General features: G+C 45.9%; 23 protein-coding genes, 1 riboswitch and 1 other annotated feature. Of the genes, 4 read left to right on the forward strand and 19 right to left on the reverse strand.

Going from position 1 to position 22,844, the window contains the following annotated elements:
• Nucleotides 1-75: 75 nt before the first annotated feature.
• The 5 genes from FZD51_RS08915 to prsW form a co-directional block, all read right to left on the reverse strand.
• Complete coding sequence (locus FZD51_RS08915) at nt 76-255, reverse strand: YpfB family protein (protein ID WP_148974446.1); 180 nt, start codon at nt 253-255, stop codon at nt 76-78.
• Nucleotides 256-317: 62 nt separating this feature from the next.
• Complete coding sequence (locus FZD51_RS08920) at nt 318-977, reverse strand: flagellar brake protein (protein ID WP_148974447.1); 660 nt, start codon at nt 975-977, stop codon at nt 318-320.
• 190 nt (nt 978-1,167) lie between these two features.
• Entirely contained in the window at nt 1,168-2,517 is a 1,350-nt protein-coding gene (gene ypeB, locus FZD51_RS08925; RefSeq protein WP_148974448.1) for a germination protein YpeB, read from the reverse strand.
• Between the two features lie 14 nt (nt 2,518-2,531).
• The gene (gene sleB, locus FZD51_RS08930) at nt 2,532-3,389 is read right to left on the reverse strand and encodes a spore cortex-lytic enzyme (RefSeq protein ID WP_148974449.1); all 858 of its coding nucleotides are present in this window, start codon (nt 3,387-3,389) and stop codon (nt 2,532-2,534) included.
• Nucleotides 3,390-3,709: 320 nt separating this feature from the next.
• Nucleotides 3,710-4,399 carry a glutamic-type intramembrane protease PrsW gene (gene prsW, locus FZD51_RS08935; RefSeq protein WP_148974450.1) on the reverse strand — a complete coding sequence of 230 codons (690 nt, stop codon included), beginning with the start codon at nt 4,397-4,399 and terminating at the stop codon, nt 3,710-3,712.
• 170 nt (nt 4,400-4,569) lie between these two features.
• Between prsW and FZD51_RS08940 the strand changes: the two genes are divergently transcribed.
• The gene (locus FZD51_RS08940) at nt 4,570-5,547 is read left to right on the forward strand and encodes an asparaginase (protein WP_148974451.1); all 978 of its coding nucleotides are present in this window, start codon (nt 4,570-4,572) and stop codon (nt 5,545-5,547) included.
• A 38-nt stretch (nt 5,548-5,585) separates the two neighbouring features.
• Here the strand turns inward: FZD51_RS08940 and FZD51_RS08945 are convergent, their stop codons facing one another.
• From FZD51_RS08945 to FZD51_RS09000, 12 genes are all read right to left on the reverse strand, one after another.
• The gene (locus FZD51_RS08945; protein WP_148974452.1) at nt 5,586-6,557 is read right to left on the reverse strand and encodes a YpdA family putative bacillithiol disulfide reductase; all 972 of its coding nucleotides are present in this window, start codon (nt 6,555-6,557) and stop codon (nt 5,586-5,588) included.
• Between the two features lie 150 nt (nt 6,558-6,707).
• Nucleotides 6,708-7,985, reverse strand: a complete 1,278-nt coding sequence (locus tag FZD51_RS08950) for a Glu/Leu/Phe/Val family dehydrogenase (protein WP_009794817.1) — start codon at nt 7,983-7,985, stop codon at nt 6,708-6,710.
• Nucleotides 7,986-8,355: 370 nt separating this feature from the next.
• The gene (locus FZD51_RS08955; protein WP_148974453.1) at nt 8,356-8,943 is read right to left on the reverse strand and encodes a genetic competence negative regulator; all 588 of its coding nucleotides are present in this window, start codon (nt 8,941-8,943) and stop codon (nt 8,356-8,358) included.
• Nucleotides 8,944-9,080: 137 nt separating this feature from the next.
• Nucleotides 9,081-9,986 carry a MerR family transcriptional regulator gene (locus tag FZD51_RS08960; RefSeq protein WP_148974454.1) on the reverse strand — a complete coding sequence of 302 codons (906 nt, stop codon included), beginning with the start codon at nt 9,984-9,986 and terminating at the stop codon, nt 9,081-9,083.
• Nucleotides 9,987-10,086: 100 nt separating this feature from the next.
• A complete protein-coding gene (locus FZD51_RS08965; protein WP_187445685.1) occupies nt 10,087-10,869 on the reverse strand; it encodes a metallophosphoesterase in 783 nt (260 codons plus the stop codon).
• A 27-nt stretch (nt 10,870-10,896) separates the two neighbouring features.
• Entirely contained in the window at nt 10,897-11,274 is a 378-nt protein-coding gene (locus FZD51_RS08970; protein ID WP_148974455.1) for a hypothetical protein, read from the reverse strand.
• A gap of 57 nt (nt 11,275-11,331) precedes the next feature.
• Nucleotides 11,332-11,964 (reverse strand): CBS domain-containing protein, encoded by a 633-nt coding sequence (locus tag FZD51_RS08975; RefSeq protein ID WP_022544146.1) that lies wholly within the window; start codon nt 11,962-11,964, stop codon nt 11,332-11,334.
• Nucleotides 11,965-12,086: 122 nt separating this feature from the next.
• Nucleotides 12,087-12,545 (reverse strand): YpbF family protein, encoded by a 459-nt coding sequence (locus FZD51_RS08980; protein ID WP_148974456.1) that lies wholly within the window; start codon nt 12,543-12,545, stop codon nt 12,087-12,089.
• Between the two features lie 516 nt (nt 12,546-13,061).
• Nucleotides 13,062-13,784, reverse strand: coding sequence for a LysM peptidoglycan-binding domain-containing protein (locus tag FZD51_RS08985; protein WP_148974457.1), 723 nt, complete (start codon nt 13,782-13,784; stop codon nt 13,062-13,064).
• Complete coding sequence (locus FZD51_RS08990) at nt 13,762-14,388, reverse strand: CPBP family intramembrane glutamic endopeptidase (protein ID WP_009794808.1); 627 nt, start codon at nt 14,386-14,388, stop codon at nt 13,762-13,764. Before FZD51_RS08990 ends, FZD51_RS08985 begins: the two co-directional genes overlap by 23 nt.
• A 9-nt stretch (nt 14,389-14,397) precedes the next feature.
• Nucleotides 14,398-15,897, reverse strand: a complete 1,500-nt coding sequence (locus FZD51_RS08995) for a RecQ family ATP-dependent DNA helicase (RefSeq protein ID WP_148974458.1) — start codon at nt 15,895-15,897, stop codon at nt 14,398-14,400.
• Nucleotides 15,875-16,939, reverse strand: a complete 1,065-nt coding sequence (locus tag FZD51_RS09000; protein WP_148974459.1) for a YpbB family protein — start codon at nt 16,937-16,939, stop codon at nt 15,875-15,877. The genes FZD51_RS08995 and FZD51_RS09000 overlap by 23 nt, the downstream gene beginning before the upstream one ends.
• A gap of 310 nt (nt 16,940-17,249) precedes the next feature.
• On the opposite strand from FZD51_RS09000, the gene FZD51_RS09005 reads away from it, so the two are divergent.
• The gene (locus tag FZD51_RS09005; RefSeq protein WP_009794805.1) at nt 17,250-17,498 is read left to right on the forward strand and encodes a ferredoxin; all 249 of its coding nucleotides are present in this window, start codon (nt 17,250-17,252) and stop codon (nt 17,496-17,498) included.
• Nucleotides 17,499-17,731: 233 nt separating this feature from the next.
• On the opposite strand, the gene FZD51_RS09010 is transcribed toward FZD51_RS09005, so the two are convergent.
• Together FZD51_RS09010 and FZD51_RS09015 are read right to left on the reverse strand one after the other, a co-directional pair.
• Nucleotides 17,732-18,316 carry an ECF transporter S component gene (locus tag FZD51_RS09010; RefSeq protein WP_022544148.1) on the reverse strand — a complete coding sequence of 195 codons (585 nt, stop codon included), beginning with the start codon at nt 18,314-18,316 and terminating at the stop codon, nt 17,732-17,734.
• Nucleotides 18,317-18,486: 170 nt separating this feature from the next.
• Nucleotides 18,487-18,625, reverse strand: a riboswitch (FMN riboswitch).
• A gap of 135 nt (nt 18,626-18,760) precedes the next feature.
• Nucleotides 18,761-19,285: a type 1 glutamine amidotransferase domain-containing protein gene (locus FZD51_RS09015; RefSeq protein ID WP_148974460.1), complete on the reverse strand. Its 525-nt coding sequence runs from the start codon at nt 19,283-19,285 to the stop codon at nt 18,761-18,763.
• Nucleotides 19,286-19,477: 192 nt separating this feature from the next.
• Here FZD51_RS09015 and FZD51_RS09020 point away from each other — a divergent pair, with 192 nt between their 5' ends.
• A complete protein-coding gene (locus FZD51_RS09020) occupies nt 19,478-19,987 on the forward strand; it encodes a MerR family transcriptional regulator (protein ID WP_187445686.1) in 510 nt (169 codons plus the stop codon).
• A 1,029-nt stretch (nt 19,988-21,016) separates the two neighbouring features.
• Nucleotides 21,017-21,237: a binding site (T-box leader), on the forward strand.
• Nucleotides 21,238-21,390: 153 nt separating this feature from the next.
• The gene (locus tag FZD51_RS09025; protein WP_148974462.1) at nt 21,391-22,728 is read left to right on the forward strand and encodes a sodium-dependent transporter; all 1,338 of its coding nucleotides are present in this window, start codon (nt 21,391-21,393) and stop codon (nt 22,726-22,728) included.
• Nucleotides 22,729-22,844 lie beyond the last annotated feature (116 nt).

The following is a 22,844-nucleotide window of genomic DNA, read 5'->3' on the forward strand; positions in this document are numbered from 1 at the left end:
TTATCAATATTTTGTCCTTCGGCCTGCCTCTGAAGGGGTTTAGGCATACAAAAAAAGCAGGCTGCTTATGCCCGCTCATTTTCCGCTGAAAGTTTCCAGCAGCTCCTCAAAGCTATTCTTTGCCACACCTTCGTACTGGGCAAGCTGCTTCAGCTCAGGCATGACATCATATTTATGGAGCAGTACCTGGGCTGCGAGCAAAAAGAGCAGCTGAATAATGACTGCTTTCACGATCAGCCGTTCGAGCATCTTCATTTCCATCCCCGCCTGTTGACAATCTTATTATCATTATTGGCATCCAGGCAGGCAATTATTCGTTAAGCTTCCAGGCCTTTTTTCTTAAGGGCAAGCTGCCTGTCAAAACAGAAACGGAGAAGAAGCTGCCTGCCGGATGGGCCCAGATCTGCAAATTCAATCGATGCCTTATTTTTCAGTTCATTATGTTCTATGATTCTCACAATTTTTGCATCTGCTTTCAGATAATGATAGTCACCATTCTGAAGGGCCAGCACCAGCAATACTTTTATAAATGTGCCTGCATCGAGCGGGCTGTCTTTATCCACAAGCAGGCTTGCCCCGCCGGCACTGATGTCTTCCGTTACAGCCTTAAACGGGGAGAATTCGCGGCCAATCGGCTGGACAGCAGCATCGATGGCTGCTTCGATCCTCACGTACTGCCGCCTCTGGATTTTGATAAGCTGCTTCGGGCCCGGATAGGCTAAGATCATTAACGGGATATTCTGCTTAACCCTTCCTTTTACTTCAGTAGTAAATAAGAAAACGGATCCGTCATCTGAGACGAATGTAGCTTTAAGCTGTGTACCGTCAAGCAGGAAGGCTGTCTTTCCTGATTTTACATTGACCGGGTAATCAATGAAAAGGGCATTGTCATTCTTTTCGGACAGCTTGCATCTATATATTTCTTCTTTATGTCCATTCACTGTTTCAAGTGTTATTGAATCTCCAATTTTTATCATGCTGACCCACTCTCTCTTGCTCTCTCTTAAATACACGCTTTCCTGTTTCAATCAGGCAAAAGGATAATCCTGTCATTTAATTATGACACGGGACCCATGGATGAATCAAGGACTTATATAGTTCTAAAGACCTGTTTTTCTGATATTAAAAAGCCCGGGAATATCCCCCGGGCCCAGCAGTACTATGCTGTTAAACAACATCTTCGTAAATGGGCTCTGCATTCTGCAGCTTATCCACTTTTTCTTCAATGCCTGAATCAGCATTGATATAAATCCGATATGTGTCATCGCCCATTGTACCCAGGAATTCATGGCATAATACTTCCTGGTTAAGGTCATTAATGATGACGGCAAGTCTCGTTTCCTGTATCTTCAGATTAGGGTTGATTTTGTCCCTTGCCTCTTCCTGGCTTAATCCCGCTTCAGGCAGTTCCCTTATGTGGTGGGACTTAAGATAATCTTCTGCTGAAAAGCCGATCATTTGCCCGTTATCAAGGGCGACCTTTACTTTTATCGAATCAGGATAGACCCTGATATTCTCTTGTTTGGATACGAAAGTAAATACTCCGACATGATCGTATTGTGTACTTTCAAACAGGTCCAAATCCTTAAATCCATTGTCACTGAGGAATTTAATGGCTTTATTCCCGGCTTCATTCAGACTGACAGCCTGGTCGTTAACATCTCTGCTTAGGATAAACCAGATCGGATAACCGCCTTTTTTTGTTATATCCATATTGGCTTCCCTGCCGGTTTTAGGGTCCTGGACTGAGACACTGTAAAAGCCGAAGTCAGAGCCTTTTCCGTTTTCTGTTACTTTTACAGCCGCCTTTTCCCCCATTCCTGCATATTTCTCAGCAATGGAGCGGGCTTTGTTTTTTGAAATAGCCTCTCCCTCTAAATATTTATAATTTGAGTCATCTTTCTGCATATTGACCATGGCGGGGCCAAAATCGGTCTCTCCATAGCTTTCAACCGTCTTTTCCACAGTTTTGAATCCGTCAATGATTGTATTGTCCATTGGCTGCTTATTGGAGGCCAGCGCCATTTCAACGTCCATCCACCTGAGATTATTCTTGAGGACCATATGCTGGACTTTGCGGAGCTCCTGCTGGATATCCGCTGATTCTTTATAAAGCCCTTGAAGCGCCTTATACTCTTTATCTGACAAAGGTTCCTTGTCCAGATCCCTGACTGCTGTGCGGTAGCTGAAATCCCCGATCTTCGCAAGGAAATCCTCTGTCTTATTGAATGGCATAAGTGTAAGCGGCAGCTGGCCAACATCACTATGGGCCGTGGAAGTTATTTTCCAGACATCAGCAAGCGCCGGTGAAAGGGATTCCCTGCTATTCATGGCTAATGTAGTCCCGATTTTGTCATGAAGCAGGTCGGTTTGGTATGTCAGGTCATGAAAGGCCCTTTGATAGCTGTTTTCTGCATTAATTAGAATCGCATTCTTTTCCCTGTGCTCCTGGTATCCCCAAAAGCCGGCACCGGCAGCTCCAAGGGCGAGTACGGCAATAAGTATCCCTCTAATCACTGTAAACCACCTCTCTATTCACAGAAAATATGTTTTCCGATCTTTTTGATTTGCGGCCGCGTCCAAATCCATCCGCTGGTCGCCGTATCAGGATTGAAATAATAGAGCGCATCGCCGGTTGGATCCCAGCCGTTCATAGCGTCCATCACTGCTTCTTTTGCAGTTTCATTCGGTGTCAGCCATATCTGGCCGTCTGCCACAGCCGTAAAAGCGCGCGGCTCAAAAATCACCCCTGAAACTGTGTTTGGGAAGGTAGCACTGTGGACCCGGTTCAAGATGACAGCTGCCACAGCCACCTGGCCTGTATAAGGCTCCCCCCTTGCTTCTCCATAAACTGCGTTTGCCATCAGCTGTATGTCATTCTGCGAGAATCCTGATGGGATATTGGCAGCAGAAGGCTGTTTGGCTTCAGGTTTTGCCGGGGCGCTTTGGCCTCCGCCTCCACCTCCGCCCTGACTGGCACCGCCTGAAGGCTTTTTCTGCTTGTCCAGGTCAACACCGCCATAATGGGTGAATTTATTGCCTTTATTGACTTGATCTTTTACAAACTGTTCGTTGTACTTGGAAGCTTTTGCGAGCTTGGCCTTTGTTTCCTGGCCTGCCAGCCCATCAATCGGCAGCCCGAATTCGTATTGGAAATTACGCAGCGCCCAGTAAGTTCCCCATCCAAATACCCCGTCGATTTTACCGTTATAAAACCCGAGGTACTGAAGCCTTGACTGAAGTTCAATAACATCATCGCCTACAGCTCCATGCTGGATGACCTGAGCTGAAAAAGCATCTGCTTTTTCAGATGGCCCCAGCAGCGGGAGTGCAGCTGCAAAAAGCGGAATGAGCAGAGCCAGCTTAATCACCAATAATTTGTTTTTCATGGATAGCAACCCCCAGATGATAATCTAATTAACATTAACCCTATTTTTTTCAGAGGCTGGGTTTTTATGCAAATGAGAGCAATTTGGCGGCAGTAAATATATGGAAGGCACTGCTTCTGCCTCCGAAACAAAAGCGCAAGCGACTTGATCAGCCCCGGCAAGCATAAGACGAACCCCCGGAAAGGCGTTCTTTGCCTTTTAGGGAGGTTTGGCTTCCTTAACTAAAGGCTTTGTTAAACATTGTTGTTGATTTTGGGCTCATTTTTAGCCAGATATCAACAATGTACACTAACACAACCTAACTAAAAAAAACCCTTCACCTAGGGGTAAAGGGTTTTCTGATAATCAAAGCTCTCCTCAATATGTTTCATGCTCATTGCCCTGGCCATCTTGACCTTTCTGAGGCCATACCACCAGAGGAAAATCATGAAGGGAACCATGATAAACTTCCAATGTTCCTGGGATACGAGAATAAAGTCATAGGTTCCATGGAGGATAAAAGGCAAAAAGAGTGAGAGGCTGATCCATTTCTTCCTTGATTCAGCCGTAAACTTGCCTTTTCCGATATAGTAGCCCATTATGACACCGAATAATGCATGGCTTGAAACCGGCAGAAGGGCACGGCCTATCGCATATTCCAGCCCATTGGCAATGAGATACAGGATATTTTCCGCAGTGGCAAAACCAAGGGATACGCTTGCACCATAAACAATGCCATCATACGGCTCATCAAAACTTATATGCTGATAAACGGTATAGAATAAAATAAACCATTTGAAAAATTCTTCGAGCATACTTGCGGAAAAGAATGCACTGACAATATCAGATTGGACAATCTGCTCGGTTTCAAGGACATACTGTATGAACATGATCGGGAACACCAGCAGGGCACCAAAAAGAAAAGTCCTGAACACCATTGAGACTGGCTCGGAATCGTATTCGTCCTTTAAATAAAAGTAGCTAAGCAAAGCCAGACCAGGAGCTATTCCGGCAGATAATATTCCCAGCATGAGCTGTCCTCTTTTCAATCTGTTTTCTTAATCGTATCATGATATTATGATAATGAAAATGGATTAATCATAGATCAAGCTTATTTTATGGGGAAAAGGCAGCGGTACAGGATTCCCATGGATTCATCCTTCCGCAGCATTTCCTGCAAATCATCCTGGAGGCTATAGAAATGACAAAGAAAAAAATACTCATCATCCATACAGGCGGCACGATTTCAATGAGTGAAGATGCTTCAACCGGTGCCGTCGTTCCTACAGAAAAAAATCCTATGACAGATAAAACGAATGAGCTGTTTGAGCTGGCCGATATCATTGTAGAAGAGCCTTTTCATCTGCCTTCACCGCATATTACACCAGTAGAAATGCTTGTACTAAAGGACTTAATAGACAAGCACTACCAGACTGGGAAAATAGACGGAGCAGTCATCACCCATGGAACAGATACACTCGAGGAAACAGCTTATTTTCTTGATCTTACCCTCCAGGCGCCAATCCCCGTGATTGTTACCGGTGCCATGCGGTCAAGCAATGAGATAGGATCGGACGGCCTGTATAATCTGATTGCCTCACTGAGGGTCGCTGTAAGCAGCGAGGCTATGAATAAAGGGGTACTGGTTGTGTTGAATGATGAGATCCATACAGCGGAGAATTGCACTAAAACACATACCAGCAATGTCTCAACTTTCCAAAGTCCCCAATATGGACCGATCGGGATCGTCACTAAGAGGGGGGTTCTTTTTCACCACTCGCCACTCACCAAAGAAAGCTACCAGATATCAGATGTGTCCAAAAAGGTCGTCCTCGTAAAAGCGCATGCCGGAATGGATTCCTCATTGCTGATGGCCATCAAAGACCTGCAGATGGATGGGGTGGTCATTGAAGCGCTTGGACAGGGCAATCTTCCGCCTGCCGCCGCTAATGGGGTCCAAAGCCTGATAGAAGCCAATATACCCGTTGTCCTTGTGTCCAGATGCTTCAATGGGATTGCCCAGGACGTATACGGCTATGAAGGCGGCGGCAAGCAGCTGAAAGAGCTTGGAGTCATTTTTTCAAACGGCCTGAACGGCCAGAAAGCACGCCTGAAACTGCTGATCGCGCTGACTATCACCGATGAAATGGAGCATATTGAAAGGCTTTTCCAAGTATAAAAGAAAAAGGGCACCGGATTGCGGTGCCCCTTTCATATTCAGCTGTCCGATTCACGCTTCTTTATAGCTTCCGCGATGATCCCTCCATGGAAGCGGCCATTTTCAATGAATATTTCATTTGCATTATTGCCGGCTGCAATCACGCCCGCTATAAAGATTCCTTCAATATTTGTTTCCATCGTTTCTTCACTGTAATGCGGCCGTCCTGATGCAGGATCAATGCCGATCCCCATCTTTTTAAGGAAGGTGTGATCTGGATGGTAGCCTGTCATAGCAAAAACAAAATCATTTTTTATCGCTTCCTGCCTGCCCTCTTTTTCATAAATGACTTGGTTCTCGGTGATCTCTCTCACTTCAGCCTCAAATTCCATTTTCACTTGGCCTGATCGTGCAAGTGATTCAAATTCCGGCAAAATCCAGGGTTTGATGCTTTGGGAGTATTGGCTTCCCCTGTACAAAACCGTCACTCTCGCGCCCGCTTTGTTAAGCTCGATGGCTGCATCCACACTTGAGTTCTTTCCGCCAATCACCACTACATCTTTATTGAAATAAGGGTGGGCTTCCTTGAAATAGTGAAAAACCTTGGGAAGGTCTTCCCCTGGTATATCAAGATAATTCGGGTTGTCATAATAGCCTGTCGCAATAATTACATACGGAGCAGTATATTGTCCTTTATCCGTCTGGACGATAAAGCCTTCCTGGTCCTTCGTGACGCCAAGGACCTTTTCATACGCATGGATATTTAGCTGCTTCCTTTTTGCCACTTCCCTGTAGTACACCAGCGCCTGGTTCCTCTGCGGCTTATAATTTTCTGTAACAAAAGCCACCCCTCCGATTTCAAGTTTTTCAGCCGTACTGAAAAAAGTCTGATGGGTCGGATAATGATAGATGGCATTGACAATATTCCCTTTTTCAATCACAAGGGGTTCCTTTCCCGCTTCCTTTAACGCAATGGCTGCTGCAAGTCCGCAGGGGCCTCCTCCTATAATAATCGCATCTTCCGATTTCATATGTCAGCGCTCCTTACTTAAGCATTCTCTTTTTTCCCCGTCTGACAGGCAGGGACTCCTTCATATTTATCCTTCACATTGGAAAAAAAAATCTCCCATCAATTTATGATAGGAGATTTTAATGAAACATTCAATGATATGAGCTTCTTCTTACACCCAGCCTCGGAATCTGGAGGCTTCAGCTGTTTTGCGGACGCCAACCATATATGCAGCAAGCCTCATGTCCACTCTTCTTGTCTGTGCCGTATCGTAGATATTATTGAATGATTTGCACATGATCTTCTCAAGTTTTTCTTCCACTTCTTCTTCAGACCAGTAATAGCCCTGGTTATTCTGAACCCATTCAAAGTAAGAAACGGTCACTCCCCCTGCAGAGGCCAGAACATCCGGCACGAGCAGGATGCCCCTTTCTGTCAGTATCTGGGTTGCTTCGAGGGTAGTAGGCCCGTTAGCAGCCTCGACTACGATGCTTGCCCTGATATTATGGGCATTTTCTTCGGTAATTTGATTTTCGATGGCAGCAGGAACAAGGATATCGCAATCCAGTTCCAATAGCTCTTTGTTGGTAATTGTATTATTGAAAAGCTTGGTTACCGTCCCAAAACTGTCACGGCGGTCAAGCAGATAGTCAATGTCAAGCCCCTCGGGATCATGCAGTCCGCCGTAGGCATCAGATATGCCCACAACCTTCGCACCGGCATCATGCATGAATTTGGAAAGAAAGCTTCCGGCATTTCCGAAGCCCTGTACGACGACGCGCGCTCCCTGCAGGTTGATGCCTTTCTTCCTGGCAGCTTCCCTGATGCAGATGGTGACGCCTTTCGCAGTAGCTGATTCCCTTCCATGAGAGCCCCCGAGTACAAGCGGTTTTCCTGTAATAAAGCCAGGAGAGTTAAATTCATCTATTCTGCTGTATTCGTCCATCATCCAAGCCATGATTTGAGAGTTGGTAAATACATCTGGAGCCGGAATATCTTTGGTAGGACCCACAATCTGGCTTATTGCACGGACATAGCCTCGGCTGAGCCTTTCCAGCTCACGGAAGGACATATCTCTGGGATCACATACAATCCCGCCTTTTCCTCCGCCATATGGCAAATCGACGATGCCGCACTTAAGACTCATCCAAATGGAAAGGGCTTTCACCTCTTTTTCCGTTACTCCCGGATGGAAGCGGATTCCGCCCTTAGTCGGCCCAACAGCATCATTATGCTGTGCCCGGTAGCCAGTAAAGACTTTAACAGACCCATCATCCATTCTGACAGGTATTTTAACTGTCATCATGCGGATCGGCTCTTTCAGCAGTTCATATACCTCTTCAGGATATCCAAGCTTTTCGAGAGCCTTATGAATAACAGTTTGAGTTGACTTTAAAACGTCATGTTTGTCTTCTTTATTTGTGTTTCCAGTACCGTTCTCGGCTACCATTTGTAAACCTCCTAAAAAAATCACTTTGCATTTTGTCCGTATTCATGACATAGTATACACCTTTGTTTGATTTATGCAAGAAGAAAAATACACTTTTCGGCATTTTTTGATTACTTGCTGAAAACGCTGTCAATGCTGCTATAATGGGAATTTTCAGTTATTTTCACATTAACACTTTTCCCTTATTCGCGTAAAAAAAACACCATATTTACGATATCTGAAAAATGGGCTCAAAGCTATAGCAAAAAAGTTTATGGACGCACAAAAAGACAGGCTGTCATCATAAAATCCCCAACCTGTCTTCTTATATTGTATTCTCCCGGAATAATGGTTCCATTCAAACAAACAGCATCTTCCAGCCTTTGTATTATCAGAAATAGCGGCTCAGAGTTTCAATTGCGCTGTCCGCAATGACTTCCTTGCCATACTCTAGAAGCCTCCAGCGGGTGATAAGGGAAGTGCTTCCATATTCTGCAAGCATACTGGCGAGCTTTTCAGCATCTTCTGCCAGGATATCATCGAACAATAAGTAATAGCGTCCCTCCATATGATAGAGATTTCCGCCACTCAATCCCATACCGGCCAGCCTTCTGGAAAGCTGGATGACATCCTCCACATCATTAAAAACAAAAAGGAGATCTTCGTTGTCATCAATTACAACCTGCATGTCAATAAAGCCTTCAGAAAGAAGAAAGTCTTCTTCTTCTTCATCCTCCTGCTCCTGCATGGTCACAATCATTACCATGCCCTGGGCCTGCATGGAGAATATCTCCACCGCGACAGAACCCTGAATGTCTACACCAAATTCATCACTGGCTTCTTCGAGCATCTCATGAAAAAGCTGATGCCATTTAAGGGAGTCCTTCCAAATATCTTCCTTTGTCAGGCCCCGTTCTGTTAAGTCATCTAAAGTCAGGAAAATCTTGATTTTATTGTAGTTTAACCTTTCCAAGCGCATGACAATGCCCCCTGCCGTGACCAACTCTTAGTTTAGTGTATGAAGGTTATAAAAGATGGTGAGTCGTCTTACTATTTATTCAGCCGGTTTCAGCCGAAGAAGCATGACCTGACTGACCAGGCCGATCCGTATTTCGTTCAGGACATTTGTTCCTTTATCCAGCGTTCCCATTCATCTTTACTATTCCCTAAAATATAGGAGGCATATTTGTCTTTCTTATCCCGCGGCATCCGATCCACTGCAAAACCTCCGAGCCCGATGCTCAGTCCTGAATGCTCCGAATACAGTTTCTCAGCTAATTCAAGCGTTCCTTGAAGGTTTTCCTTCATAGTACAAGAAAAGAAAAGAAATTTGGGGTTCACTGTTTCAATGACCACATCAATGTCTTTCTCGGCAATGCTGGCACCAAGATACACAACTTCAAATCCCTTCCTCCTCAGGAACAGCGTGAAAATGAGCAAGCCCAATTCATGCCACTCGTTTGGCCCGCACACAGCCACTGCCTTAGGCAGGATTGAATTGTGGGGAAAAGAGTGGAGGATGATGCCGATCCTTGACCGCAGGATAGAAGAAGCAAAATGCTCATGGGCAGTGGTAATCTCGCCTCTTTCCCATAAGTCTCCTATCTTGACCAATAAAGAGCCCAGTATATCAACCAGAACCTTATCAATTGTATATAAACTGAATGCCTGATTAATCAGATCATGTGCTTTGGATTCATCGAATTGAAGCAATGCATCAAGGAGCCTGTCCCCCAGGATTTCAGCATGATTCCCTCCATCCGCTGGAGCTTCCGGGTCTGATTCAAGTACATTATTTTCGAGCAGGGATACTGCCTGGCTGATTGTAAATCCCTGATCGATTTTACTGAGCAGCCATCTCAGCGTCTTGACATGTTCTTCTGTATAAAGGCGATGGCCGGATTCGTTCCGCTTAGGTGCGACCATCTGATAGCGCCTTTCCCAGGCTCTTAAGGTGCCCGGCTGGATGCCGAGCATCTTAGAGACAGCTTTGATGTTATATTTTCCTTCTTGATTGGCCATTTATTATCCTCCGTTTACAGCGTACAGTTCCATACATCCATTATAGGTACCCTTAGGATGTGTGTAAACTTTGTATAGGCTATGGATACCCTTTGTTAAATCAGCCTTTACGGCCCAGACGGACTAAGTGGGTTTCCGCCCTGGCACCGAGCCTCAAAGGAAGCGCAGTAGTTCCATATCCATTGCTGATGAGCAGAGTTGCCCTATCCATTATTTTTACTTTCCCTTTTTCATAAGGGCTGTAACCTAGAATGTGTATTTGTCCTCCATGGGTGTGACCGCTTAATACCAGCCGGATCCCATGTTTTTTCTCAATTTTCCCAATGATGGAAGGATTATGGCAGGCAAGGATTCTGAAGCCTGATGGCCCGGCATCCTGAAGGGCCAGATCCAGCCGGTCCCTCCCTTTCCCGACATCGTCCACACCCATGAGGATCATGGTATCCCCATTTTCTGCTTCGAAAGAAACAGCTGTGTTATCCAGTATTTTAACACCGCTTTCCAGCAGGAGCGCGTCCAGCTCCCTATGATTAAGCTCATAGTCATTATTGCCCCAGACAAAATAAGCCGGGCCGACTGTTTTTAATTTTTCGATATTCTCTTTCACTGAGGAGAGAGGCACTCCTTTTTCAGCCAGATCTCCGCCTATTATGACCAAGTCTGCTTTCCCTTTGACCTGTTCCAGCAGCTTGTCTGAAACTTTGCGGCGGTGGATATCGGAAATGAAGAATATTGTGACGCTTCCGAACCCTGCCGGGAAATCTTCAAACTCCAGTTCGTTATGTATGACCCTGTCCTGAAAGGCTTCTTTTGCCATATAGCCAAGGAGGCAGGTTCCAATTAACACGAGGATTATGATGATTGCAAAAATATAAATGTCCATACCCGCTCCCAAAGTAACAATCTGTTTTTACCGCTTCCGGTAAAAGTCTATAGAAATAATACCATATAAAAAGGAAAAAATGAAAAGCAGGAATGCCTTCCAAAATCCCATAAAAAATAAACCCAGAAAGCAGACCAGCAAAGCTGCAATGCCGGCCGCGGCCTCGAACCCTGACGCCGCCCTTCCCCCTAACCGCCTTCCGGTTTCAAGTCCCGCTTTCAGGCATGAGGCAAAACTAATAAAGCTGATGCTGAAGGCAAATGCAGCTGCCAGGAATTCTCCGGGGCTTAAAAGCAGCTGTGCCAGTGCCGCACCAGGCTTAGCCGGAAGTGAAACAGGCAGCCAAATCATAAATAGAAAGCCGCTGAAAAAACCCGACAGCAGCCTGATCATAAAGAAAAGCACAAAAAAATCCCTCCCACACCAATGTATGAAAGAGGGCAGTGTTTGTGCTTTACTTATCTAATCTTCATGAATATCCAAAACCCTGAATCCGGATTCCTCCAGCTTCTTGATGAATTTATCAATATTGTCTTTCTTTTCTATTTTCATGACGATCCTGCGGACCAGCTTATCTGTTTCGTCAAATGTAACGAGAGAAATGATGTGTTCATGAAAATGCCGGGCAATTTCGGAAAGCCGGGCAATCCTACCCTCTGTTTCGACCGATGTAAAAGCAATCCTTACCCCGGGACGGTTGGTTCCAAATGCCGATTGAAACTGAACCATAACATCGAAGCGGGTCACAACGCCGAGGAATTTGCCTGAAGCATCCACGACCGCAAGCAGCGGGAAGTCTTTAAGGTCAAGGAGCAGCCTTTCAAAAATCTCATTGCCGCGGAGGACCACTTCCCTGTGATCAGCGATGTCCCTGACCTTAGTCCCTTCTAAATATGTCTCTTTTTCCTGATTGGAATTAAAGTAGCTTTCATAAATCCCGTACCTAGTGATGATGCCGGCATATTTCTCTCCATCCAGCACCGGCAGGCCGTCGATCTGATGCTTTTCAAGCTGCTCAAGAGCACTTTGCAGTGTCTCATCGGAGCCTATCGTATAGCACGAGTGTTTAGGAATCATAACGCTTTTGACAAACATGGCCATCCCCCCAAAAAAGTAACTGACATCCATATATATTCCCTGTTTTCTGCCAGATTCCTTTATTTTAGGGTGCCTTATTTTTAATTAAAGGCAATTCTGTGCTGCTGATCTTTTCCCAGCTATTTATTTTCATGGTAAAGATTAATATCATAGTTTTTTTTCATCATCTCGAATACGATATGACGGTTTTTCCATTCCTCTTCCTTTTTCCAGAGATCCTTGCTTCTGTCCACGATTTCGCAGCGCAGTGCATGATATTCCTTTTCAGCCTTGTCCTTTTTTTCCTTAAAAAGATTCATTGTCCCGTAAAGCCCTCCTGCTAAAAAGAGCAAATAAAGATTGGCGCTGTTTGATGCGAAGGCGGAAAACATGCTTGCAAACGAATACGAATAGGGTTCCATAACCGTATAATATAAATAAAGCAGATAAAAAAAGGACACAAAAACCCCTGCCCACATGACTGCAAGATGTCTGGCTTTGTATTTATCAAATTTGCGTTTCCGCTCTACTACCTTCTGCAGCATCTGCCTTGCAGCCTGATCTGTCCGCTCATCCAGCATTTGTATTGTTGTTTCCATACAATCCCCCCTCCCCTGCCATTATATGAGTTTGTCCGGGGGATATTCCTATGAAAGGCGGAGGGCGCTTGATCAGCCCCGGCAAGCTTAAGACAAACAGAGCGAAAGGTTTGCTCTTTAACCTTTTGATCTGTTTGGCTTAAGACCTCGAGGGGCTAGCGCCCGGAGCTGGACAATCGAAATGCGGAGGCGACTTTTCGAACGAGTAACGCAGGCTGGTCAGCCCCGGGCAACCATAAGACGCATTGAAAATAACTGAGGGTGTTAGTCCCTTTTAATAACACCCTCTAGTTCTCTTTTTCCCGTACAGAGGGTGCTAGTACGCTTCACTAACACCCTCTGGTTCCCTTTTTCCCGCACAGAGGGTGCTAGTCCGCTTCACTAACACCCTCTGGTTCCCTTTTTCCCGCACAGAGGGTGCTAGTCCGCTTCACTAAGACCCTCGGGTTCTCTTTTTCCCGCACAGATGGTTCCCGCTCTAAACAACAAAAAAACCGGTCCTTAAAGGTACCGGCATTACTGGTTCTGAGGTATTTTCAATACTTGTCCCACGTGGATTTCATTGCCCGACAGCCCGTTTGCCTGCCTGATGATTTCTATCCCGTCCTGTGACTTGAAGTATTTCATTGAAATTCTGAACATCGTTTCGCCCGGCTGTACTGTGTGTGTAACGAACCCTCCAGAGGTTTCCTTCTGTTCAGGAGCGGGCTTGTCCTGAACCTCTCCGGCAGGTTTTTCTTTATCTGCTGTTTTTTCCGGTTCTTTCGCACCAGTTTCAATAGCTTCTGCATCAGATGATTTCTCTGGCTCTGAAGCGCTTGAATCCTGTTTTTCTTCCTGGGTGGTATCTTTATTTGAATCTTTTGCCTGCTCTTCGCCACCTGCAGCTTGTTTCTCCTCTTCCGCCGTTTGCTCCCCTGCTGCCGCCGGCTCATCGGCAGTCTCGCCAAAGTCCACCGTCTCGTAGCTCGTCTTGCTTGCTTCTGCAGCCTCCCCGCCAGGCTCATTGTCCATGGAGGTGTATATGCTGAATATTGCAATGGGCAGCAGAATAAAGAAGATGGCCAGCAGGCTCATGACCGGATATTTCAGCCTCCATTTAGTCTTTTTCTTCTTTTGATGGTGAAGGCTGCTCCTCGGGGGGAGCGCTTCTTTTTTTCTGTCTTTTTGTTCTGTACCGCCGTCTATTTTCTTGCGCAGGCGTTCGGCCTGGTCTCTATAAGGATCCTCTCTGTTCATCCAAATCCCTTCCTGTTTCCTCTATATTGTCCTGCTTCCGATACCTGATGGAAATGCCCAGTAAAAAATCAATCAGAAAATGCATAACGATCGTGACAGCAAGATTGCCTGTCTTTAAATAAATAATCCCGATTAAAAAGCTCAATACGATAATATTGACAAACAGGAACCAATTAAATAAATAGCGATAATGGACAGCTGCAAAGATAATGCTTGAAACCAGCAGCCCGAAATGAGTCTGAATGACCCCCCTGAACAGCAGCTCTTCACAAAAAGCGACAATAGCTGCAATTACAGCAATATGCAAAGGGTTCCGGTTCCGGAATATCCTCTCATTGAGGCCGCCATCATCATAGTATGAAGCAGGAACGATTTTCATCAACAGCAGGTCTGCCAGAACAACCGCAATTCCGGCACCTGCCCCTATATATAAAATATTTAAATCTTCCCAAAAAAACAAGTCGAAAAAGGAAGAAAAATCATTAAATAATATAAAGCCAAGAATCGCGGATATCGCAAGGAGCAGCAGCTGTGTTGCATACAAGTGGAACAAGAGGTCTTTATCGGATAATTCCTTGATTATTTCCATATGCTTTTTTTTCATTATGATCGCTCACTTATTGATTAGCATTCCGGCAAGGAGTTCTTTCCAGCCAGTCCTGGCCAGTCCGGAAGATTCCTCTGCCTGTCCAAAATATTTTTCCAGATCCAGGCCGCAAATATCGCAGCAGGAAAGATTTTCAGGCTTTTTGCCTTCCTGAAAATATTCTGCGATTTTTTCCCTCCGGCATGATTTGGAGTGGATCCAGCGGCCCACTTCCGCAATCTGCCCGTTTTTTATGGTGACCCTTCTGCGGAGAAACTCATTGATCCTGCCAGGAAGATTGGCCGCTCCCTCATCCCCGAGCCTTTCAGAAAGCTCGGTCAGCACCCGCCACTGAATATCTGTCAGCCCTGCAGGCAGGCGGATTTCCTTTTCATTCTCTGACAGCTCCGAAGCGCCAATCCCCTGCGTTTTAAGCAAGGAGAAGACATAATCTACCTGGTGTTCTGAAGGAAGCTCAGCTTCAGCAAGCTGCAGGGGCAGCTGCTCATCACCCGGCGCCCAAAGAAGGACGGCTGCGCTTGCTTTGCCATCCCTTCCGGCCCGCCCGATCTCCTGCAGGTAGGACTCCAGCTGGAGAGGCATATGGAAATGGACAACAAAACGGATATCGCTTTTGTTGATCCCCATGCCGAAAGCACTTGTGGCACACACGATGTCAATCTGGCCGTTTACAAATTGCTGCTGGATCAGGATACGGCTTTCCTGATCCATCCCGCCATGGTAAGCCATCACCTTTTTTGAACATTTCTCTTTTAGAGACAGAGCTGCCTGTTCGGCCATTTTCTTGCTGGAAAAATATACAATCCCCGGTCCGCTGAACAGCTGGACAAGTTCCCGCAGCCTTGATGCCTTTGCCTGGTAGCCGCTGTGCTTCTCGACAGTCAGGCTGATATTGGGCCTGTCCACAGAAGAAATGACTTGCCCGCAGCTTTCCACCTCAAGCCTGGAAATGATATCATTCACTGTCTCGGGTGTCGCGGTAGCTGTCAGTGCCAGCGTCAGCGGACTGCCAAGCTGTTTTCTGATATTGCCGAGGCGGAGATAATCCGGCCTGAAGTCATAGCCCCACTGTGAGATGCAATGGGCTTCATCTACTACAAATAAAGCAATCCTCAGCTTCCTGATCATATTGAGCACAGAAGCTGTATTAAGCATTTCAGGTGAAATAAAGATGAATTTAAAGCTCTGAAGGCTGTCAAAAGCCCAGCGTTTTTCCTCAAAACTTAAAAATGAGTTGAGTGCAACGACCCTTTTCTCACCGTTCATCTTCATCTGTTCTACCTGGTCCTGCATCAAGGAAAGGAGCGGCGAAACAATGAGAACAGTGCCCTCAAGCAAGTAGCCCGGCAGCTGGTAGCAGATGGATTTCCCTGTGCCGGTCGGAAGCATTGCCAGTGTATGCCGTCCATCCAGGATGGAGGAAATGGCCTCCTTTTGCCCTTTTCTAAAAGATGAGAAGCCGAAATATCTATGGAGCTCTTTTTCAAGCATCATTTCCGTCGCCATACTTGGCCATCACCAGCCTTATTTCAAAATACTCCGCACCGCCTGCCAGCCGTCTGATATGCTTAAGCTGCCGTGACTCGGCATTCATGGCTGCACTCCTGATAAGTTCCTGCTTTTCGGCCTGTACATAGGGATCGATGCTGAACCCCTCTACATTCAGTGCCAGCTCTACAATATGGTCTTCTATTGTGCTCCGTTTAAGTCCCCTTGCCTGAATGATCTTTTCCAGGCCCACACCCTGCTTCAGCATCATATACGTCTTCTGCGCGGACTGTGTCAGCGGAATGGATGACTCTTCGCCGGTAAATAATAACCGGAGGACAGGAAAGCTGCTGCGATCTTCCATGATGCGAACAATCAGATAGTGCAGGATAGACAGGAAGCAGAACCGGTAATAATCGGCGTCAAAATTCATAGCCTCAGCTGCCTGTTCAGATGTCAGGCCGATATGGCCGGCACCAGTAAGCCTTAGGACAATGATAGAAGGATCGGACTCTCTGTATGATCCCAGCAAAGCCTCCAGCTCACCATAAAGTCCGGCAGCGAGGGCCTTTTTATCCATCTTCGCTTCGCGCAGGGCTTTTTTCAGCCAAATATGGGCGGCCCTTCTTCTTTGGATCGGAATATAATGTGAATTATTATGGTTAAGCTGGGAAACCACCTGAACGAGCAGCGACAGCCTCTCCCAAAAAAGGGCAGACTTGTCATGAAGCTTCCACCCATTCAATGATGATGGGACCGGAGTCTTCTGCAGCTGGGCAGCAAGGGCTGAAGCTCCCTCTTCTGTGACCATGTAATGAAGCTCTTCATTCTCTTGGATCAATCCTTGTTTTTCCATATGCTTTATCTTCTCATCAAGATCAGCCCTCTCCAGTGAAGGGCAAGTCTGGAATAAAGCGCCAAGCTGGAATAGATGGGCATCCTGAATTGTCTGCGATGACTTTTTTCCATTCAGCAGATGATAGATCGAGTAGATGGTCCTCTCGCCGTTCAGCTTGTCCAGACAATATAAAATAATCATTTGCAGATAGTTAATAGGCATAAAATTCACCTTGCTTGTATATTTTTAGCCTTTTTGCTAATATAACACTTTAAAGCGGCAATATATATTACATTTTTAAGCAGCCTGTTCCTTTATATTATTTTAACATGTTTAGAAATAACCAGGCTGTTTTAAAACATGCACACAGGGTATTAAATGTTGCAAACCCTGATGTGATAAGCATTCTCAATACATTTTCTATTGAAAAGTAAAGAAAGCACACTTACAATAGGTGTATGAGGAAAGAGTTTCCGTACGGCAGAAAGCGGAAACCGCGACTATTTCGGTTAATTGATTGGGAGGTTTTTACATGGCAAAGTATACAATTGTTGACAAAGAAACATGTATTGCATGCGGCGCATGCGGAGCTGCTGCTCCAGATATTTATGATTATGATGATGAAGGCATTGCATTCGTTACACTTGATGAAAATGAAGGCATCGTTGAAATTCCTGATGTATTAATAGACGATATGATGGATGCATTTGAAGGCTGCCCGACTGATTCCATCAAAGTTGCGGATGAGCCATTTGAGGGCGACGCCCTTAAATTTGAATAGCAGACACTGAAAAACAGCCTCCTTTTCGAGGCTGTTTTTCTTATGTTTTATCTTGCGGCAAGCTCCCGCTCCCGCCGGGCAGATCTGCCTGTATAAGGAACGGGTCCCGCAGGCGCTGCAGCAGGACATTGCGTTCAAAGCCTGCATCCCTAAGGGTTTAGGCGATATTCCTCTTGCCGGTCTTTAATCTTGCACATAAAAAAACTGCAGTGCAGGCTGCAGTTTTTCTTTATTTATGCAGCACTGCGGTAAGCAGACTGCTTATTGATCCATGGGTTCATTTTGGCAAACAGAAGCATGAATATCCCGGTGATGATCAGGCCTTTTACGATGTTGAACGGCAGGATGGCTGTTACAACCATTGTGCGCGTTTCAGGCGCTGACATGGCAGGCATGTTCAGGAACAGCGTATAGGCAGGCAGAATGATGAAATAATTCAGGATGCTCATCAGCACTGCCATGATGAAGGTTGAAATAACCAGGGCAGCTGTCATGCCTTTATTCGTCCTCAGTTTATTGTAGATATAATAGGTTGGAAGCACGAAGAGGATTCCGGCAGCAAAGTTTGCCAGATGTCCTACCGGTACACCAGTGGCGCTTCCTGTCATAAAATAATCCAGTACATTTTTAAATAATTCCACAAGTATCCCTGCAGCCGGACCAAAGATCAACGCAGCAATCAATGCAGGTATGTCGCTGAAGTCAATCATCAAGAATTTCGGAAACGGCGGTATTGGGAAATTCAGCAGCATCAGTACGTATGATATGCTGCTCAGCATTGCAATTGAAACCAAAGCTTTAATAGAAAATTTCTTCATGTTGTTCCTCTCTCCTTTTTAGGATCCATCTCACCTAAAGAAGAAAGGTTCGGCAAAAAAAGCCAGTGCCATTGAAATAAAAATCCCCCAAGCAAACTGCTTGAGGGAGAATTTACAAAGGCAAGCTTAATAAACGTTCAATTCCTGCATCTTTTGAACGTTTGCAGAACCTCCATCTTCTCCCATCCAGACTGTACTGTCGGCTTTGGAATCTCACCAAATCCTGCCCAATAAAACAGGCTCGCGGGCTTAGAGCTGACTTGCCTCATCACCGCCGGTCGGGAATTTCACCCTGCCCCGAAGATAGACCGTATTAAATTATTTTGAACCCCTAATTGGAATTCTGAATTTATTATACTGAAAAAAAACCTTCTTGTGAAGAAAATTGCTCGAACTTTTTGCCGGAGCCATTTTGTTCCCACTCAGATGGCCGCTTTGCACTAACTACTTCTTCTCAAGCGTCCGGATAAATTCCCGCATATAATCCGGAAGATCAGGCGGCCTCCTGCTTGATACAATATGGCCGTCCGTTACAGCAGGCTCATCAACCCAGATCGCTCCTGCATTCTCCATATCATCCTTGATTCCCGGTGTACTGGTGACTGTGCGGCCTTCAAGGATCTTTGCAGATATAAGCACCCATCCTGCATGGCATATCTGTCCGATCGGTTTCTTCGCTTCATCCATTTCCCTGATGAGTGAAATAACTTCCGGGAACCTCCTGATTTTATCCGGCGCCCATCCGCCCGGCACCAGGATGGCGTCATAATCTTCAGCGGAAATCTCTGAATAGACATAATCGGATTTCGCCTGGACCCCGTACTTACCCAGATACGTTTCATTCGCTGTTTCACCTGCCAGCTCTACAATGGCGCCTTCTTCCCGAAGCCGCAGAATAGGATACCAAAGCTCCAGGTCTTCAAATTCGTGATGTACCAGGCTGATAATTTTTTTGCCTTCCAGTCTCATAAATTAGCACTCCTTTTTCCATGGTTACAGCCATTCTACCCCTAATCTGCCTGCATGTCTCCCCTCCGGTCCTGGTCGCCCGGGCAAATTTAGGCTTTTCCTGGCTTTTTTTGCCGAATACCAACTTGTTTTGTCATGAAGGAAGGAATGTCTTCCTGTTTGCAGTATTTGTAAGCTAAAGGAGTGATGAATATGAATACAAATAAAGCTGCCAGCTCTTTGGGAGTATCGCCTAGTACGATTCAGCGCTGGGTTAAACAGTTCGGTCTTGAAGTCGGCAGGAATGAACTTGGCCACTACCATTTCGGGGAAGAACATTTAGAAATCCTGAAAGATATACAATCCCAGATCCAGAACGGTGCCCTTATTCATGAAGTAAAGCTTTCTGTCCAAAAAACACCTGGAATGATACTGCAGAATGAAGAACACTCTGTTCAAATAAAGAAATTGGAAGATAAGGTCAGCCAGCTGAACTCCCGGCTTGATTCCAAGGCTGATGACGTCGTTTCCTACCAGCTGCTGCAGCACCGACGCGAAATTGAAGATCTGAAGACCCAGCTGCTGCAGATGGCTGAAAAGGTAGCTCAGCTCGAAGCTTCATCACAAAAGGCTGCTTCTGATCAGCTCCCTGTTTTTGACCATCCTTCCATCAAAAGAAGCTGGAAGAAAAAGAATATTATCAGCATGCTTTTCGGTTTTTGAGCACGCCATGGGGCGGTGCTTTTTTTATTTCCAAAGCGGCAGACTTGCTCGTCAAGCTGCCGCTGCTGAAGCCTTCTTGAAGTCCAGGAATCAGGTCTTTTCTGTATTGTCAGAGAACAAGGCGTTTCTTTTTTGTGCTCGAAGTAAGGAATCAGGTACTCTGCCGGATTTTGGGATGCATGACTCCCCAGCAAAGGGACAGTCATGTACTACACCGGGCTCCTGGGATACATGACTACTCTCAAAATTGGGCAGTAATGCACATCGGGCTCCTGGGATACATGACCACCACCAAAATTGAGCAGTCATGTACCTCACCGGGCTCCAGGAATACCTGACCACCCCACAAATTGAGCAGTCATGTACTCCAACGGGCTCCTGGGATACATGACCACCACCAAAATTGAGCAGTCATGTACTCCATCGGGTTCCTGGGATACATGACCACCACCAAAATTGAGCAGTCATGTACTCCATCAGGCTCCTGGGATACATGACCACCACCAAAATTGAGCAGTCATGTACTCCATCAGGCTCCTGGGATACATGACCACCACCAAAATTGAGCAGTCATGTACTCCATCGGGCTCCTGGGATACATGACCACCACCAAAATTGAGCAGTCATGTACTCCATCAGACTCCTGGGATACATGACCACCACCAAAATTGAGCAGTCATGTACTCCATCGGGTTCCTGGGATACATGACCACTCCCAAAATGCCCATTTGAATCTTGGGAAATATGAATCAGCCTCTCTCTTCGCTTTAATCATGCGTAGCTGGAAAGCGCTCTTCTATTTATCCAGCTCCATACCCTGGCCCCTCGAGTCATAAGCCATCCAGGCCAAAAGGTTAAAGAACAACCTTCCGTCCTGATTTGCTTAGGGCCCACAGGAGTGAATCATGCAGACTTTGCCACAGGACGTGGCGTTCTTAGTCTGCGTTCCTTCAATGAACAAGGCTTTTCCGCATTTCTTTAAAAAAACACTTTTTATTTCTCCTAACCTGTGATAGTATTGTAAAAAAATATTGGGCATTGAAAAGGTATAGTAATGTATTTCTCCCTGTTTTAGAGAGCCGGTGGCAGGTGAAAACCGGTACAAAGAAATCGCATGAATTTCCCCTTGGAGCATTTTCCGTGAACTCTTGGATAAGAAAGCGGAAAACGGTAGTGTATACCGTTATCAAACAAAGTGGTGAAGAAGTTTTCACAAAAATGGGTGGTACCGCGATATAATCGTCCCTGCTGTTAAGCAGGGGCGTTTTTTATTTTCTGTGCCTGGAATTTTCTTCACAATGAGGGTGGTACCGCGAATTTTTTTCGTCCCTGCATGAAGTTCATGCAGGGATTTTTATTTGTTTCAATGCCCGCTGAAATAATGTCATTAGGAGAGTGATAGTATGGAAAAACAAAAATGGGGGACAAAAATCGGGTTCATCCTATCTGCTGCCGGCTCTGCAATCGGTCTCGGCGCTATCTGGAAATTCCCGTATATGACAGGGATCGGCGGAGGCGGCGCTTTCTTCCTTGTTTTTATTCTGTTCACTTTATTCATTGGCCTGCCCATCCTGCTTGCCGAATTTGTCATTGGCAGAAGCACTCAAAAAGAGGCCGTGGCTGCCTATAAATCAATTGCTCCAGGTTCACTATGGCCATGGGTCGGCAGGATGGGCGTTGCCGCCTGCTTCCTGCTCTTATCTTTTTATAGTGTCATTGGCGGGTGGATCCTTATTTATCTGTGGTATGCCCTTTCCGGAAAGCTGTGGTCCGAGGGTCTCAACTTTGAAGCTGTCTTTGGCGATGCCATTTCCGACCCGCTGCTTGCTGCAGGTGCCCAACTGGTTTTTATCCTGCTTTCGGTTCTGATTGTCAGCCGGGGGGTGCAGGGCGGCCTCGAAAAGGTCAACAAATATTTTATGCCGGCATTATTCATCATGTTTCTGGCTTTGATTGCACGGTCATTGAGCTTTGATAATGCCATTGAAGGAGTCAAATTCTTCTTGCAGCCGGACTTTGGCAAGATGACGCCTGATGTGTTTCTATATGCCTTGGGGCAGTCCTTTTTCTCGCTGTCTGTAGGCGTGTCCGTAATGGTGACATACAGTTCCTATCTATCCAAGAAGGAAAATATCACAAAAGCTGCTTTCTCAATCACAGGGCTGACGCTCCTGATTGCTCTTCTCGCAGGACTGGCGATTTTCCCTGCCATTTTCTCTTTTGGCATGGAGCCAGAAGAAGGGCCGGGCCTTCTATTCATCGTACTTCCGGCCATATTCAGCAAAATCGCCTTCGGGGAGTTCTTTTTCATACTCTTCCTGCTGCTGTTCTTTTTTGCTGCATTGACTTCGGCTATTTCCATGCTGGAAATCAATGTGGCGGCTGCGGGCAAAAAGGCAGGCAGAACAAAGGCAAGCATCCTGTTCGGACTGCTGATATTTGCAGCCGGCATCCCTTCAGCCCTGTCTTTTGGCGAATGGAGTGACATCCTGATCTTCGGCAAAACATTCTTTGATTCAGCCGACTATCTTGTCTCTAATATCCTCCTGCCTCTAGGTGCCTTATTCATTACTATTTTTGTTCCCTGGCGTATGGACAGGAACACTCTGGTAAAAGAACTGCAGGCCGGATCCGGCATGGCCCGGCGGCTGTTCGCCTTCTGGCTGCTCCTGCTGAAATATGCAGTTCCTGCAGCCATTATCATTGTTTTCCTCAATGGAACAGGAATCATCAAATTTTAGGCTGAATGCCAGGGATTTCCCTGGCATTTTCTTATGCTATTCAAAAAGCATGACTCAAACCTGAAAACTTCTTTTAAATTAAAGCGTTTACATCCAAACAAGAACGTTTTGCCTCA

The organism is Bacillus infantis (assembly GCF_008180445.1).
GTDB lineage: Bacteria > Bacillota > Bacilli > Bacillales > Cytobacillaceae > Bacillus_AB > Bacillus_AB infantis_B.

What these genes read in the sequence shown, in the direction of transcription:
- FZD51_RS08950 (WP_009794817.1), bottom strand. Translation starts at nt 7,985, where the DNA reads ATGGTAGCCGAGAACGGTACTGGAAACACAAATAAAGAAGACAAACAT.
- FZD51_RS08920 (WP_148974447.1), bottom strand. Translation starts at nt 977, where the DNA reads ATGATAAAAATTGGAGATTCAATAACACTTGAAACAGTGAATGGACAT.
- FZD51_RS08980 (WP_148974456.1), bottom strand. Translation starts at nt 12,545, where the DNA reads ATGGAAACAACAATACAAATGCTGGATGAGCGGACAGATCAGGCTGCA.
- FZD51_RS08945 (WP_148974452.1), bottom strand. Translation starts at nt 6,557, where the DNA reads ATGAAATCGGAAGATGCGATTATTATAGGAGGAGGCCCCTGCGGACTT.
- FZD51_RS08995 (WP_148974458.1), bottom strand. Translation starts at nt 15,897, where the DNA reads ATGGCGACGGAAATGATGCTTGAAAAAGAGCTCCATAGATATTTCGGC.
- FZD51_RS09000 (WP_148974459.1), bottom strand. Translation starts at nt 16,939, where the DNA reads ATGCCTATTAACTATCTGCAAATGATTATTTTATATTGTCTGGACAAG.
- FZD51_RS08985 (WP_148974457.1), bottom strand. Translation starts at nt 13,784, where the DNA reads ATGAACAGAGAGGATCCTTATAGAGACCAGGCCGAACGCCTGCGCAAG.
- FZD51_RS09010 (WP_022544148.1), bottom strand. Translation starts at nt 18,316, where the DNA reads ATGAAGAAATTTTCTATTAAAGCTTTGGTTTCAATTGCAATGCTGAGC.
- FZD51_RS08940 (WP_148974451.1), top strand. Translation starts at nt 4,570, where the DNA reads ATGACAAAGAAAAAAATACTCATCATCCATACAGGCGGCACGATTTCA.
- FZD51_RS09015 (WP_148974460.1), bottom strand. Translation starts at nt 19,285, where the DNA reads ATGAGACTGGAAGGCAAAAAAATTATCAGCCTGGTACATCACGAATTT.
- FZD51_RS08960 (WP_148974454.1), bottom strand. Translation starts at nt 9,986, where the DNA reads ATGGCCAATCAAGAAGGAAAATATAACATCAAAGCTGTCTCTAAGATG.
- sleB (WP_148974449.1), bottom strand. Translation starts at nt 3,389, where the DNA reads ATGAAAAACAAATTATTGGTGATTAAGCTGGCTCTGCTCATTCCGCTT.
- FZD51_RS08915 (WP_148974446.1), bottom strand. Translation starts at nt 255, where the DNA reads ATGAAGATGCTCGAACGGCTGATCGTGAAAGCAGTCATTATTCAGCTG.
- FZD51_RS08965 (WP_187445685.1), bottom strand. Translation starts at nt 10,869, where the DNA reads ATGGACATTTATATTTTTGCAATCATCATAATCCTCGTGTTAATTGGA.
- FZD51_RS08955 (WP_148974453.1), bottom strand. Translation starts at nt 8,943, where the DNA reads ATGCGCTTGGAAAGGTTAAACTACAATAAAATCAAGATTTTCCTGACT.
- prsW (WP_148974450.1), bottom strand. Translation starts at nt 4,399, where the DNA reads ATGCTGGGAATATTATCTGCCGGAATAGCTCCTGGTCTGGCTTTGCTT.
- FZD51_RS09005 (WP_009794805.1), top strand. Translation starts at nt 17,250, where the DNA reads ATGGCAAAGTATACAATTGTTGACAAAGAAACATGTATTGCATGCGGC.
- FZD51_RS09025 (WP_148974462.1), top strand. Translation starts at nt 21,391, where the DNA reads ATGGAAAAACAAAAATGGGGGACAAAAATCGGGTTCATCCTATCTGCT.
- FZD51_RS09020 (WP_187445686.1), top strand. Translation starts at nt 19,478, where the DNA reads ATGAATACAAATAAAGCTGCCAGCTCTTTGGGAGTATCGCCTAGTACG.
- FZD51_RS08990 (WP_009794808.1), bottom strand. Translation starts at nt 14,388, where the DNA reads ATGAAAAAAAAGCATATGGAAATAATCAAGGAATTATCCGATAAAGAC.
- FZD51_RS08975 (WP_022544146.1), bottom strand. Translation starts at nt 11,964, where the DNA reads ATGTTTGTCAAAAGCGTTATGATTCCTAAACACTCGTGCTATACGATA.